The organism is Acinetobacter sp. IK40 (genome assembly GCF_035615075.1).
Lineage (GTDB): Bacteria > Pseudomonadota > Gammaproteobacteria > Pseudomonadales > Moraxellaceae > Acinetobacter > Acinetobacter courvalinii.
The window spans coordinates 188,289-203,279 of sequence record NZ_JANBOE010000001.1; the positions used below are offsets into that span (position 1 = coordinate 188,289).

The following is a 14,991-nucleotide window of genomic DNA, read 5'->3' on the forward strand; positions in this document are numbered from 1 at the left end:
GTTATTTGAGTTCATTGACAGCAAAAGGCTTCTGGGTGACTTTAATCTGCACGGTGGCATCAGGTGCTTCGGCTTCAGGTTCTTTTGCTGGTACAACTTTCGCGGGTTGAGCAGCGGGTTTAACCACTTTGGCTGGTACTGCTTCACTTTTTGCAACGGGTGCTTTTGCTGGAGCTGCCGGTTGAGCTGCTCTGACATGCGGTTCGTTGGCAAAAGGTGAGGCATGTTGCGCTGTTTGGGCCGGTGCAGCCGCTGGTGGTGGCGTGCGCTGGAAGAACTTGTTCAGGTCATTGCTGCCTGGCTGGGTAAAGTTACTGTCTTCTTCTGACTCAGTCGATTCATATTGAACAGGAGCAGCGGCTTCAGTTACCTGAGTGGTCTGTTTGGCGCCAGGAAGTACTGTGGTATTTTCTTCTACAACCTGAGTCGGTTCAACATATTCACTGGATGATCCTGTTCCGGTGGACAACATGAAGAAAAACAATGTAGTTAAAATAATCCCCGAAATAAATCCGATCAGTAAATAGATCACAGGAGATAACGTTTTTTTCTTATTTGTCTGTAAGATGCGTAAAGAGGTGGTTCTTTCCTGACTCATACTTCAATCAACTAAGGCAAATGGATAGTAATATGTGCTTCTTCCGCTGGCGCTGAAATCACATTTTGATAAGGTGTTAAAGCATTATGATTTTGTTTATTCAGCATAAACTTTAACCCTGCAAAGGCGAGCGCTGCGAATAACAATAAGAAAATCAGGATCCAGAAAAATGGCAGCTCATGATGAATAATATGCTTGATCTGGTCAGGAATCGCGGCAAACGGAGAGAACGCGGCTTTCTTGCCTTTGAGATAATCAATTTCATCACCGACACGTGCCACCAGATGATTGAGGCTTTCCACCGATTCGAGACGATATTTACCTTGGAAGCCTAGCAGTAAGCAGTAATGAAACACTTCAAGCGAGGCCAGACGTTCTTTGCCGCGGCTACGGAGCTGTTCCAGAATTTCAAAAAAGCGATAACCGGCCAACTGAGAGCCAAATAAGCTCAATTGTAACGGGCTGATGAGCCAGCTATTTTGCAAGTTAAAGTAAGCTGCATCCTGCTGCGTGGCAATGGTTTCATCAATCAAGGCACAAAATGCATATTTCGCATCATGAATATCCTCTGCAGAAAATTGCAAACGCTTCGCCTGTTGCTCAAAACGGTTGAGTAAATCCAGAATTTTTTCACGGAAATCACCCGGATTTGAGGGGATATAACGGTTACGAAGCAAGAACACCAAATAAAATCCATCGTGTAACAGATCGATCAGATTTGTTGCTTGGACCTTATTCTGTGGCTGGTCAGTACTAGGTAAGCCTGAACCGATTTTGCCATCATCAAATAAAGAAGGAATACCCGCTGGATGTTGAGTCATTGTGATTCTCTTAACTATTCATTACAGCAATGAGTTCAATACTAATATCTTGGAAACCAGCTGGTACATAGACACAGATGGATTCTGACTCAAGCATACGTTGATAGAGTTCATGATGCGGTTCAATTTCAAAGTAACTCACACCTGAACGCACTGGAATTGCGGTTGGGACTTGCATTAAATGATGCAGTGGAACTGCAGGCAGGGCTGCAATCACACGTTGCTCAACGTCAATGGTACTGCCCACTTTAAAGCGTAACGGCACGATCTGGATCAGTTCATGGGTTTGCATCATACTGCTCGAAACCGCAATATAAAGACGTGTATCACGGGTAATCTTGTCAGACTCAAGGCTGCCGACCCAGTAGGATGGACGTGTTTCTTTCAAGGCAATACTGAAATAACGGCTTGAAATAATGGTATCCAGCAAATCTCTCAGAATAACATCGAGTTGCTGGAAACTGTCCTGTAGCTGATGATGCTTGTAATGCGGTAAATGGTCGACATCATAAGCGGTTGAGAAGGTTAGCAGGGAACCAGTCAAACGCAATAATTCAGAGAATAAACGTTCTGGATGAATTTGCGGATAATGCAGTAAATGATTCAATCCTGCATAAGCGGTATTCAGGGCATTGATCAACCAGAATGAAACAATATCGCCGGAACGGAACTCGATCAGTTTCTGTTCGTTTTCACGGTTGTTGCTTTGAATGGTTTTAATCTTGGCCTTAATTACATTCAAGGTACGTTTTAAGTTATTGATTAAAGACTCTGATGCAGCCACATGTAAAATCGGTGGAATGAATTTGCTATCCAGCTCGAAAGTCCCCGAGCTTTGGCGTTTTAATCGTCCTACCGCCAGATACAGGAAGCCATCCAGGTTCTGGGTCGGTTGAATATGCGGATCAAGCAGCTTGAATTCAGCACGACGACGCAACAAACTCAGCTCGGCAGGGCTGGCATCGGTAAACAGGTCATGGGTTTCTGACAGATAGTTATGATAACGGCTCGACAGCGAACGGGTTTCATCGGCAATATTTTTCTTATTCGCCTGTAAAATAGGCAGGGCAAGGTAAACAATCATTTCACCTTGCAGATTTAAATCGTCCAGCAACAAGGGTTCTGGTAATAGATCCTGTGCAGGTGCATGGTAGATTTCACCATCCTGCCAGATGATCTCAGCCTCTTCTAAAGCCAGAATATGAGTTGAAAGCTGTACTTCATCAAATTTGAGCTTCTGGACGCCATACGCATGCGGAATTAACGCCCGAACCGTATGGTTCAAGCGTTGCTCGTGGTAGGTGTCCTGAATCTGGAAATGCTGAGGACGTAAAAACAGGCCCTCACCCCAAAGAATTTTCTCTGCTTTAAACATATCGATTTACCAACAATTATTCGTATTCATTCTTTGGTTGCACACCGAGCGTATCTTGCAGCATTTGTAACGGATGCTCATCTTTAATCACTTGGGTTAACCATTCATGTAGTGGCATTTGGCTCCACTTAATGGTTTTTTGCAACATATAGCTCACAGGACTATGCGGTTCATTTTTTTGAAAATAAGTCGCGATTTCCTGTAAAACGCGCATTGCTTGCTCACGATTTTCAACATGCGATTGAACTTGTGGCTGAAAGGTCGGTTGCGCTTGAGCTACAGTCGGCTGAGCGGTCAGATTTTGTGGTGTCGTGGTCATAGCGGTTTCACTGTCAGTCGCCACGGTTTGAGTTACTTGCTCAAACTGTTCTGTTTTATAAATTTTCTTCAGACTAATATGAATATGATCGAGGCTGGAGTCAATTGCAGCAAAGCTTGGTGAATCTAAACCAAGTAAACCATCCAGCACATTTTTCAGGGTCGACCACTGTTGGAAAATCTCACTGAAATGTTGATAATTCTGGCGTTGGAAGGCTTTGTCTGTATTCAGTAAAGCCTGCTCAAACTGCTCTAGCTCACTGGTACTGCCCGCACTTTCATAGTCATCACTCTGTTTACGACGAATATTTTCATGATAAAGAAAATTATCATAGTCGAGTAAATGATAAAAAGGAGCATGATTGATCAGCGGGACTTTTTTAATCAGTAGGGGTAACTGGTTAATTAAACCCTGTAATAATCCAATCCGTTGATCCAGATCATCATCTTCCACTTCTGGATGTAGTGTCAGCCAGTATTGTTCAAGCAAGCGATGACTGAGCTCAAGGCTCTTGGCAATTCCTTCGAAGCCATAGAGATTGGCCCAGGCTTCAGACAGCCAGGTGAGGATACGGATATCTTTACTTTTGCTTTGCAGTAAATCAATTGAGGTGGCTGCAACAAAGTCCCAATCGGCCTGTTTCGGTTCTGTGACCCAATCGCCTTGATCAAGCAGCAGATCATCTTGAGTCCTGGCTTTTTTAATGGCATGGAACTCATTTGAAAAAGAGTAATCTTCACCGCAAGGCGACTGCTCATTAATCGGGTTCAGTAATGGGTTAATATCCATATGTATCACAGTGTTGGCTCAATCTTAAAGTTCAGCTTTCGCTTTTTTGCTGGTACGCTTTTTCGTGGTTTTGGCAACAGGATCAAGCTGATAGATGATTTCATCATCTTTGGTATCAATGTTGATCAGTTTCGGCAATTTATGCTCAGCTAAAGCCACCAGAATTTCTGTCGCAAGTGCTGGTAAAACGGTCGAGTTTAAAATGTTATCTACATTGCGCGCGCCGCTATCAACTTCGGTACAACGACTTAAAATCAGTTCAATTAAATCGTCTGAATATTGAACCTGAGTTGCATATTGTTTTTCAATACGTGCAACAATCTTCCCAAGCTTATGTTTGATGATTCGAACCAGTAAGTCATCATGTAAAGGGAAGTAAGGAACAATGCGCATACGACCAATAAATGCGGGCTTGAACTGTTTATACAAGCTTGGCTTTAAATGCTCGATCAGATCATCCGCATCCGGCCATTCTTCGACAGGCTGATTTAAGCAGGCCTGCATGATGGCGCTAGAACCCGTATTCGAGGTCAGGATAATGGTGGTGTTTTTGAAATCGATGACACGGCCTTCACCATCTTCCAGGGTGCCTTTATCGAAGACCTGATAAAACAGTTCCTGAACGTCGCTATGCGCTTTTTCAATTTCGTCCAGAAGCACAACACTATAAGGGTTACGACGTACCGCTTCAGTTAAAACACCGCCTTGGCCATAACCGACATAACCTGGAGGCGCACCTTTTAAGGATGAAACCGTATGCGCTTCCTGATATTCAGACATATTAATGGTAATGAGATGCTGTTCGCCACCATATAACTCATTGGCCAAGGCAAGGGCAGTTTCCGTTTTACCTACACCACTTGGACCGATCAACATAAATACACCTTGCGGTTTATTTGGATCTTCCAGCTTGGCTTTAGAGGTCTTGATGCCTTTTACCAATTGATTCAATGCATAATCCTGACCCATGACGCGCTCACCGAGCTTATCTTCAAGGCTTAGAATCTGTTTGATTTCATCATTGACCATATTGCCAACCGGAATACCGGTCCAATCAGAAATGATCTCATTGATGATGCGTGCATTGACACGCTCAAAGACCAATGGGGTCTGACCTTGTAACTGAGTCAGTTGATCTCTTAAAGCAGCGACCTGAGTGCTATGTTGTTCCGTCTCATCTTGCTTGCTCAGTTGCTGGATCTGTTTGACCAAATCCAGTTCTTGCTGCCATTTCACTTCAACATCCTGTATTTCTTTATCTAAAGAAGCCAGTTGCTGATTGAGCTCTTCCAGACGTTCATGATGAATCGGGAAGTGCTGATGTTCATTGCTTAAAATCTGCTGTTCTAATTTCAGGTTATGCTGTTGCGCTTTTAACTGGTCGAGCACCACCGGTTGCGCATTTTGGGTTAAGGCAACACGAGCAGCTGCAGTATCGAGTACACTGACGGCCTTATCCGGAAGCTGGCGTCCACTGATATAACGGTGAGAAGCCTGAACAGCAGTAATGATGGCCTGATCTTCAATTTGCAGATTGAAATGCTTCTGCATCACCGGAATCATGGCACGTAACATATCAATCGCGACTTCTTCAGTCGGCTCTTCAACCTTGACCACCTGAAAGCGGCGACTTAAAGCCGCATCTTTTTCAAAGTACTGTTTATATTCAGCCCATGTGGTTGCGGCGATGGTTCTTAGTTCACCACGTGCCAAAGCCGGTTTAAGCAAGTTGGCAGCGTCATTTTGCCCCGCCTGACCACCCGCACCGATCAGGGTATGTGCTTCATCAATAAACAGGATGATCGGGTGTGTTGAAGATTGAACTTCCTGAATCACCTGTTTTAAACGATTCTCGAATTCACCTTTAACGCTCGCACCGGCCTGCAACAAACCCATGTCTAACACATGCAGATGCACATGTTTAAGTGCATCTGGTACCTGACCTTGTGCAATCTTTAAAGCCAGGCCTTCTACCACAGCTGTTTTACCAACACCCGGCTCACCGGTCAAAATCGGGTTGTTTTGACGGCGACGCATCAGGATATCGAGCATCAACCGAATTTCAAACTCTCGACCAATGACCGGATCAATGCCGCCTTTCTTGGCTTTCTCGGTCAGGTTAATCGTATATTGATCAAGTGCCGGGGTTTTTACGCTGCTTGTTGTGGTCGCCGGTTTTTCTTCCGAGGATAGGTCCGCAGCGGCAGAGGGTTCGGAAGCTGGCTGTTCCGTGCTGTTGCCGCAAATATCCAGAAACTTGTGTTTCATGGTATCAATCGGGAACAGCTCAAATAGACTGGAAGCCCTGAACGCAATCTGTTGTAAATCTGGCGCGGTGAGCAGGGCAATCAGTAAATGACTGCTACGAATCACGGGGGTTTGTTCAGCAGACGCTAGCAACCAGGCCTGTTCAAATAATCTTACAATTGATTTGGCAAAAATAGGGGTACGGGTATTGCCTTTCGGTAAAGAACCTATAGTTTCTTTTAAATCATTAATTAAGGCTTCAGCAGAGATATTATTTTTTTTTAGTAAAATGTGTAAATCATTGGCAGGATTTTGATTTAATAACTCAACCAGCAAGTGTTCAATCTCAATCTCATAATTTAATTGGTTAATACAGTAATTTGCTGACTTTTCTAATGCAGTACGAGTAGGAGGTGATAGTTTTGTAATTAAAACCTTTAAGTTACTCATTTAATACTCACAGTAATTTTTAAATACCAAGTTCTATTCGGTACGTATTAACTTGATATGGTTGTTTTCTCTTAAAAATATTTTTTGAATAAAATCAAAAACTTAACTAAACTCTACACGAGTATACAGATTATTCTACAACAAAAAATGTCACTTTTAAACAAAAAATGCACGTTATTTAAGTTTTTTTTTACAGGAATGTCTGTCATGAAACTTTAATAATGTTAATAAACGTAACTGGTATTGACTTTATGTGTGTTTTTTTTGTTAAATTCGCGGAAATGATGTAAATGTACAAAAATTGACGAGTAAGAGGGTTTTTTAACAATAATTGTCAGCTCTTCAATTATAAGTTAAATAATGACGAGGCATATTTTGAAAAAAGGTATTGTAATATCAATTCTTTGTATAGCGACTGGTTTAATCGGCAATTCAGTTTATGCTGAAGAGCAGGCTGCGAAACCAATTAAATTAAAAAGCAAATGTATTAAACAGAATCCGTTGGTGGCAGGCCAGACGGATCAAACGCTATTGGGAATTTATCAACAGGTTTGTGATAAAGATAATGCTTCACGTGTCAATGACCTGTTAGCTCAAGCTGCAATGCGCATGTATGAAATTAAACAGCCGATGAATGCCTTAAAACTGGCGACACAATTACAAGAGCAGAATGTCCGTGGTGCAGCGTTAACCGATGTTGCTTTCTTGGCTAGTGTTGAGCTGGCGAATCAATCGCTTCAGCACATGCGCTCAAGTGAAATGCGTTATTTAAGCAATGAGTTGACGTACCCACCTGCAAAGCAGTTGAGTGACAATATCCGTGCAGCAGTGCCCGCACCTGATACCTCAACCAGCAAAGCCATTACTGACGAATCTTTAAAGAAAGAAGTTCGAAATACTGTGTCGAATACAAATACTCGACGTACAACAAACAGAAAAGCACCTACAACCCAACCAGCACGTAATAATGTAACTCGTACTGCTGCACCTAAGCGACCAGCAGCTGCAGCAGCACCAGCGACTAAACAATCAAATACTGTTCAAAAGACAGGCTCGAATCCTTTTGATTCGTTGAAATAATAAGCAAGGGTAGAAAGTTATGGCAAAGAGAGAAAGCGTACAGAAGAAACTGCAACGCATACGTCCTCCTCGTGTACAGCTGACATATGATGTTGAAGTTGGTGACGGTAAAGAGTCAAAAGAATTGCCTTTTGTTGTCGGCGTCATGGGTGATTTCTCTGCTGCATCCGAGTTAGAGAAAACCAAATTAAAAGATAAGAAATTCATCAATGTAGACCTCGATAACATTGATGAAGTCATGGAATCATTGGCACCACGTGCAGCCTTCCAGGTTGAGAATACCTTGACTGAAGAGGGTGGTCGCATGTCTGTTGACCTAACGTTTAACTCGATGGAAGATTTCCGCCCAGAGCAGGTGGTACAGCAAGTTGATCCATTACGTAAACTGGTTGCGGCGCGTGAGCGTTTAACGGATTTACGTAACAAGATTTCCAATAGTGAACGTCTGGAAGACTTGTTGGATGAAGTATTGAAAAATACCGATCAGGTCCGTCAATTAAGTGCGGAGGCTGACAATGAGTAATTTACAGGCAGCTACTGCTGCGAGTGTGGAAGCTGAATCAGCGAACCTGCTTGACTCCATCGTTGAGCAAAGCCGTATTGCACGTAATGATGATGAACATGTTCGTGCAAAAAGCCTGATTGGTGAGTTGGCAAAAGAAGTGATGGCGGGAACCATTACGGTTTCTGAAAATATGACCTTGTCGATTGATAAGCGTATTGCCGAGATTGATGCATTAATTTCAAATCAATTGAGTGAAATTATGCACCATGAGCAATTCCAGAAAATTGAGTCGACCTGGCGTGGTCTTTACTATTTCTGCCAAGAAACACCTTCTAACTCGATGATCAAGATTCGTATGTTGAATACGACCAAAAAAGAGTTGGTGAAAGACTTTCAGGGTGCAACTGATTTCGATCAAAGCACACTGTTTAAAAAGATTTACGAAGAAGAGTATGGCTCATTCGGTGGTGCACCGTATGCGGCCCTGATTGGTGATTTCGAGTTTGATCGTACACCGTCAGATATGTATTTACTGGAACAGATCTCTCATGTGGCTGCTGCGGCTCATGCACCCTTTGTTTCAGCGGCAAGTCCAAGTATTTTAGGCCTTGAATCATTTACGGATATTGATCGTCCACGCGATGTTTCAAAAATCTTTGAAACAGCCGAATACGTGCAATGGCGTTCTTTCCGTGACAGCGAAGACTCACGTTATGTTGCATTGACCATGCCTCACGTGTTGGGTCGTCTGCCATATCATCCAAAAGAGGGAACTGCGACTGAAGGTTTCAACTTCATCGAAGATGTCTCTGGTGAAAACCATGATGATTATTTATGGATGAATGCGGCCTATGCCTTCGGTACCCGTTTAACCAATGCATTTGATATGCATGGCTGGTGTGCAGCGATTCGTGGGGTAGAGGGTGGTGGTCTGGTTGAAGGCTTGCCAGTGCATACCTTCAAGACCTCAGATGGCGAAGTGGTATTTAAATGCCCAACTGAAATTGCCATTACAGACCGTCGTGAGAAAGAACTGAGTGATCTTGGTTTCATCCCGCTCGTTCACTGTAAAAATACAGACTATGCTGCTTTCTTTGGTGCGCAATCGACGCAAAAGCCGAAGAAATATGACAGCGATACGGCCAATGCCAACTCTGCACTTTCGAGCCAGATCCAGTACATCATGGCAGTATCACGTATTGCGCATTACTTAAAAGCAATGATGCGTGACAAAGTTGGAAGTTTTGCATCTGCAGGCAATGTTGAAGCCTTCTTAAATGAATGGCTATCTCAATATGTCTTGCTAGATGATGGTGCATCTCAGGAAGCAAAAGCACAATATCCGCTTCGTGAGGCATCTGTAAAAGTTGTAGAAGATCCAGCTCAGCCGGGTCACTACAAGTCTGTGGTTTTCTTAAGACCACATTTCCAGCTGGATGAGTTGTCTGTTTCTTTACGACTCGTGACTGAACTACCTCAGTCCTCAAATTAACAATGAGATCAGCTAGATAATAACTTTAAATAAAATAGAGGTAATGTTTAAATGAAAGATATATATGTTGAGTTTCGTGGCAAGTACAAGGTAGACGGAGAATCTCGCGATTCTGAACACAAAGGTTGGCTTGAAGTTAACTCTTGGTCTCATAACATTCGTCAACCAAAATCTGCGACTTCTAGTAGCGTTGGTGGTCACACTGCTGAACGTGTTGAACACTCAGACATGATTTTCGTTAAAGATTTGGATGCAACTAGTCCAAAACTTTGGGAAGCATGTTCTGCGGGTTACACTTTTGATGAAGTACAAATCGATTACTACCGTGCAAATGGTGACAAGCGTATCAAGTACTTACAAATCAAATTGAAACACGTTCTTGTTTCAAGCGTAACGCCAACTGTTAATGAGGAAGGTGTTCCTACTGAAACATTTGGTTTGAAATATGCTGCTGTTGAGTGGACATATAACCAACAAGACATTAACGGTACTGCGAAAGGTGCTGTTACTAAGAAATGGTCACTTTCTAACAACACAGCGTCATACGCTGCGTAATAGAAACCGTGATGTTCTAGTAGAGGTTAATAGTTGCCTATTAGCCTCTATTTTTCCAAGATTTGTTCTTAAAAATGAATTTAGATCATTTATATCCTTATGGCTTCCGGTCAACTTTATTTGATCGTCTGGTGCCTGAGCAGGAAGATTATTTAAGAGGCATGTCGATTCAGCAATTACGAGAGTCTGTTGCTCGGGATCTGGAAGACTTGCTCAATAGTCGGATTGCACAATTTGATCGTGATATGGATGAATATCCACTCGCCAAGAAATCGATCTTGCAGTTTGGAATTATTGACTTCGTTGGCCTGTCAACCGCCAACCCGCTGGATCGGGATAAAATTTGCCAGTCAATCGAGCAGTCAATTGCTGCACATGAGCCAAGATTGAGACAGATAAAAGTCGAGATGCTATTAGATGGTCACAATATGGGTTCACTGTGTTTGAGTATTCAAGCTTACTTAAATATCCATCCTTTATATGAGCCTGTGTTTTTTGACGCTTTACTCAAACCGACAACACAACAATATGTTATTTCTGCCAGAACCTAGTGTGAGCGAACTGTGATAGAGCAACTTTTACCGTATTATGAAAAACAACTACAAGAATTCGGTCAACAGTCCAGAGAGTTCGCGCAGAAGTATCCCAAAATTGCGCAGCGTCTTTCCCTAAATCAGGAACAGATTGATGATCCGCATATAGAACGGTTAATCCAGGCTTTTTCCCTGATCGCTGCACGTATTGATAAAAAACTAGAAGACAGTTACGACGTATTTACCCATTCACTGTTTGAGGTGATGTTTCCTCAATATTTACGTCATTTCCCTGCCTGTACAGTGGTCAGCTTTGAAGATATTAATAAACTGAAACAGCTCACGGCAGCACATGTCATTCCACAAAAAACAGCCTTGAAATCGCGTAGTTTTAAAGGCGTGCAATGCGAGTTTAATACCACCAATGAAGTTCGCTTATTGCCGATTTCATTGACGCAGCTAGAGTTTCAAACCTCACCCAGTATTCATATGCATTTGAACCAAAATGCGACTTTAAGCCTGAAATTTGAAATTTTTAATGAGGCGCAAAAGTGGATGCTGGATGAGAAACTGTCGATTTATCTGGATGCGATTTCAAACTTTCCATTACAGGTGCTGGACAGTATTTTCCGTAAAGATACCGGCTTTGCGCTCCGTGTCGGGCCGCGCGTGGTAGAAATCAGCAATCCGTTTGAGGTGATGGGGTTTACCGAGCAGGAAAGCCTGTTACCGATTGATCAGCATACCCATCATGCTTATCGTTTATTGATGGAGTATTTCTGTTTTCCTGAAAAATTTAACTATCTCAATCTGGATTTAAGTCGCTTAAAAGGCTTGCTGGGTCAGCAGAATCAGTTTGAAATCCTGATCCATCTCAAGCTCAATTTAAACGATCAGGCGGTGGTACGGAATTATTCCGAGCTGAATGTCGCAAACTTTAAGTTGTTTACCACACCTGCAATCAATCTGTTTGAAAAACAGGCCGAGCCGCAGAAAATTTCTCATACCCAATTACAATATCCACTCATCACCGATGCACATCATCCCGAGCTTTATCAGGTTTATTCGGTGATTGAAATGAATATGGTGCGGGAAAAAACCAATCAGGAACAGACCCATCTGCCGGTATTGCCGTTTTTTGCAATGAGTCATTATCATAATGATAAAGTACAGTTCTTTTATTCGCTGAATTATGTACCCGCACAAAATAAAACCACGCAAATGGGCTATTCAATCGTTTCAAAACATTTGAAACCTTATGAAATTAAATCGGATTTTATTAGTACCCGTTTACTCTGCTCAAATGGCGACTTGCCGCATGAAGCATTAAGTCAAAGTAATAATATCCTGAACCTGAATGACAGCAGCCTGGCACGACGTGCATTAATTTTAAAACGTCCGACTTCGCCTTTCTATTTTGATAAGAATAAAAATGAGCAGTGGCGGATTATTTCTCATCTTTCATTGAATACGCTGGCCTTGATGAAAGGGGATGCCCTGAGTCATGTGAAAGAGCTGTTGGCTTTATATAATTTGCCGCACTCAAAAGAAAATATCTTATTGATTGATGCACTCAAGCAATTGAGCTTTTCAACCACCAATAAACTGGTTAATTCCAAGCCTTTCCCGATGTTCATTCGAGGGGTGAAAGCTGAACTTGCAGTCAACAAGAGTGTGTTTAGAGGGCATAGTTTATATATTTTCAGTCAGCTGCTCAGCCATGTGTTTAATTTGAAAGTTCAGATTAACAGTTTTGTCGATGTGGTCGTAAAAGACAGTCTTAATCAGCAGGAGATATACCAATGCGTGCAGAACGTTGGTGGCAAGACTCTTCTGTAGTCGACCAGATTTTTAAAAAAGCCGGCTCATTTGAGTTTATTCAGTCGACACGGTTATTACGGCATTTACCTGCACCATCCCGTCAGCAGGACTGGTCAGATGATTTCAAATTTGGAACCTCATTTAGTTTAAGTTTCCCTGCCACTGAAATTGAGGAACTGAGTTATCAAGATCAGCGGATTCATTTGACCAATCTGGTGGTCGGTTTAACCGGTACCCAGGGTGCACTGCCTTATACCTATACCAATAAACTCAAGCAGAGTTCCCGCCAGCAACGTCTCGAAATCAAAGCCTTTTTGGGATTGTTTAATCATAAACTTACGACCAAATATGTCGATGCCAGTATTGCCTATAATTTACCGGTACGTTATGAGATTGAGCAAAAGAATCACTATCTCGATATTTTACATGCCTTAAATGGTTATATTCGTTCCCAGCATCAGCAGCATGATCTGGATGAATATTTTGCCGAATTTTCTGGTTTGATGCAGGGACAGAATAATACTGCCCATGCCTTGAAAACCATTTTAGGACGGGTGTTTGATACTCAGGTACAGATTCAGGAGTTTGTTAAAGAGAAATTCCAGTTGGGCGATGAACAGAAAACCACTTTGGGCGGCAGTCACCCAAGTTTACTGGGCATTAATACCTTCTGCGGAGATACTGTTGAGCAGATTGACGGAAAAATAGAAATTCAAATTGGCCCATTAAACCGCGAACAGTATCTGGCTTTTTTACCGAATCAGCCGCTGAATAAAAAATTAAAAGATCTAATCCAGACCTGGTGCAGTCCGACGTTGTTTATTGATGTGCGCTTGATTCTCGACAAAAATGAAATTCGCCCGATTTCGCTGGATTCATCGCATGCAATGGGCTTGGGACAAGGTGCATTTTTAATGCCGTCAGAACAATTACAACATAACAGTGAAACGCGTTATGCACTTTTAGGAGCCGCATAATGATCAAGAAAATCCTGGCGACGTTAATTACCTGTTTTATTCTGGTGGCACTGATTGTGATCTTCTATTGGAGAGATACGCAATATTTACCTGAATCTGCAGACCTGATTAATTACTTCCTGATTCTGCCTGTTGTCATTACCTTTATTTTACTTTCGCCCTGGCTCATCTATAAGGGCTATCAAACATATAAAGAGAGAAAAGAACAGGCTTTGGCCGCTGAGCAAAATAATAATCAGGCAGAAGATGAGCAAGCGCCGATTGCTCAGGCAAGTAAATGGTTGAATGTCAATCTGTACTCTGCTGCGGTTTATAATGCATTGGGTGAAAATGATGCCATCCTGACGGGGATTAAAGAGTTTGCCAGCCCGAAACTGGATCCGCATTTATTGAGCTTTCAGGGATTACCGATTTTATCCTATCGTATTGAGGAGCTGGATCAGCTGTTGGGTCCGGATGAAGAGGATGAGTCACAGTTTTTAGCTATTCGACAACAACGCATCATGGCATTGATTCGACATCAGATTGAACAGCACCATGATGTACTCGTTTCCATCTCAGAGCATTTGAAACGCTCCAGCCTGTTTTACGAAAGTCAGAACCTGCATGAATACCAGATGCATCCTGCATGGATTGATCCCGGATTTTCCGGGGAAGAACAAAGTGAAGAGTTGCAGATCGAGCAGGTCTATCGTTTAGATAAGTTAAATTTACATATTTTGCTGTCTGAGGATGTGGTACATACCTGGAATGACCAAAGTAGTAATGAAATGCTCCAAAGTATTTTTTATGATTTGGGCATCATTCCACAAAAATTCCATATTGAATATCATTTTATCAGTGCCGCATCGACAGAGCAGCAGATGGTCGAGTTAGTGGAGCGCATCCAGAAACAGGCGCATGAAATTTCCTTGATTATTGCTGCAGACTCAGAAATTGATCAGGAAATCGTGGATGAAAAGGTGTGGGGAATGAGTGCCTATACACCTGCCGAGTTTGTCGGTAGCAGTTGTCTGGCGCATCCCGAAGTGCAGCTGATGCAACAACAGCCTTTAAAAAGCTTAAAGCTGGTCGCTCATCAAAATAATTTAGATCAAATATTCAAAGAGCTAGAAATACATGATTTACCACAATATCAAGATGAACAACCTTTTGTACTGGTGGTCGAGGATGCGACCGATATCAAGGCGGTCAAAAAGCTGGAACAGTTTTTTGCACAAAGCCCGGTAGAGCAGCATCACTACCTGTATTGTAAACCGGCTGCTGGACATACCCAGAACGTGGCAAAAGTTTTTGGATTGATGTTGGGGGCACACCTTCCAGATCAACAGGTTGCCTTTGTTTATGGACAAAATTTAAAAGCATTTATTCAAACTTTCCCAGAGATCTCACCGGATCAGGAAAGTGTAGCAATTGCTGATTGATTAAC

General features: G+C 42.4%; 13 protein-coding genes. 8 read left to right on the top strand and 5 right to left on the bottom strand.

Annotated elements, in window-relative coordinates:
• Nucleotide 1: 1 nt before the first annotated feature.
• The 5 genes from MSG93_RS00905 to tssH are packed head-to-tail and all read right to left on the bottom strand — an operon-like array spanning nucleotide 2 to nucleotide 6,599.
• Entirely contained in the window at nucleotides 2-598 is a 597-nt protein-coding gene (locus MSG93_RS00905) for a hypothetical protein (RefSeq protein ID WP_005284329.1), read from the bottom strand.
• Nucleotides 599-609: 11 nt separating this feature from the next.
• Complete coding sequence (gene icmH, locus MSG93_RS00910; protein WP_032871882.1) at nucleotides 610-1,419, bottom strand: type IVB secretion system protein IcmH/DotU; 810 nt, start codon at nucleotides 1,417-1,419, stop codon at nucleotides 610-612.
• Between the two features lie 10 nt (nucleotides 1,420-1,429).
• Nucleotides 1,430-2,794: a type VI secretion system baseplate subunit TssK gene (tssK, locus tag MSG93_RS00915; RefSeq protein WP_005229252.1), complete on the bottom strand. Its 1,365-nt coding sequence runs from the start codon at nucleotides 2,792-2,794 to the stop codon at nucleotides 1,430-1,432.
• Between the two features lie 16 nt (nucleotides 2,795-2,810).
• Nucleotides 2,811-3,902: a type VI secretion system protein TssA gene (tssA, locus tag MSG93_RS00920; RefSeq protein ID WP_227556508.1), complete on the bottom strand. Its 1,092-nt coding sequence runs from the start codon at nucleotides 3,900-3,902 to the stop codon at nucleotides 2,811-2,813.
• A gap of 24 nt (nucleotides 3,903-3,926) precedes the next feature.
• A complete protein-coding gene (tssH, locus tag MSG93_RS00925; RefSeq protein ID WP_324619139.1) occupies nucleotides 3,927-6,599 on the bottom strand; it encodes a type VI secretion system ATPase TssH in 2,673 nt (890 codons plus the stop codon).
• A 375-nt stretch (nucleotides 6,600-6,974) separates the two neighbouring features.
• Here tssH and MSG93_RS00930 point away from each other — a divergent pair, with 375 nt between their 5' ends.
• From MSG93_RS00930 to MSG93_RS00965, 8 genes are all read left to right on the top strand, one after another.
• Nucleotides 6,975-7,679, top strand: a complete 705-nt coding sequence (locus tag MSG93_RS00930) for a hypothetical protein (protein ID WP_262755160.1) — start codon at nucleotides 6,975-6,977, stop codon at nucleotides 7,677-7,679.
• A gap of 19 nt (nucleotides 7,680-7,698) precedes the next feature.
• Nucleotides 7,699-8,202, top strand: coding sequence for a type VI secretion system contractile sheath small subunit (gene tssB, locus MSG93_RS00935; RefSeq protein WP_005229256.1), 504 nt, complete (start codon nucleotides 7,699-7,701; stop codon nucleotides 8,200-8,202).
• Nucleotides 8,195-9,676, top strand: a complete 1,482-nt coding sequence (gene tssC, locus MSG93_RS00940; RefSeq protein WP_005229258.1) for a type VI secretion system contractile sheath large subunit — start codon at nucleotides 8,195-8,197, stop codon at nucleotides 9,674-9,676. The genes tssB and tssC overlap by 8 nt, the downstream gene beginning before the upstream one ends.
• 51 nt (nucleotides 9,677-9,727) lie before the next feature.
• Nucleotides 9,728-10,231 carry an Hcp family type VI secretion system effector gene (locus MSG93_RS00945; RefSeq protein WP_004654761.1) on the top strand — a complete coding sequence of 168 codons (504 nt, stop codon included), beginning with the start codon at nucleotides 9,728-9,730 and terminating at the stop codon, nucleotides 10,229-10,231.
• Between the two features lie 74 nt (nucleotides 10,232-10,305).
• Entirely contained in the window at nucleotides 10,306-10,782 is a 477-nt protein-coding gene (tssE, locus tag MSG93_RS00950) for a type VI secretion system baseplate subunit TssE (RefSeq protein WP_004771197.1), read from the top strand.
• Between the two features lie 12 nt (nucleotides 10,783-10,794).
• Nucleotides 10,795-12,603, top strand: a complete 1,809-nt coding sequence (gene tssF / locus MSG93_RS00955) for a type VI secretion system baseplate subunit TssF (RefSeq protein WP_032867610.1) — start codon at nucleotides 10,795-10,797, stop codon at nucleotides 12,601-12,603.
• Nucleotides 12,567-13,562, top strand: a complete 996-nt coding sequence (gene tssG / locus MSG93_RS00960; RefSeq protein ID WP_032867608.1) for a type VI secretion system baseplate subunit TssG — start codon at nucleotides 12,567-12,569, stop codon at nucleotides 13,560-13,562. The genes tssF and tssG overlap by 37 nt, the downstream gene beginning before the upstream one ends.
• Nucleotides 13,562-14,986 carry a hypothetical protein gene (locus tag MSG93_RS00965; protein WP_324619149.1) on the top strand — a complete coding sequence of 475 codons (1,425 nt, stop codon included), beginning with the start codon at nucleotides 13,562-13,564 and terminating at the stop codon, nucleotides 14,984-14,986. The genes tssG and MSG93_RS00965 overlap by 1 nt, the downstream gene beginning before the upstream one ends.
• Nucleotides 14,987-14,991 lie beyond the last annotated feature (5 nt).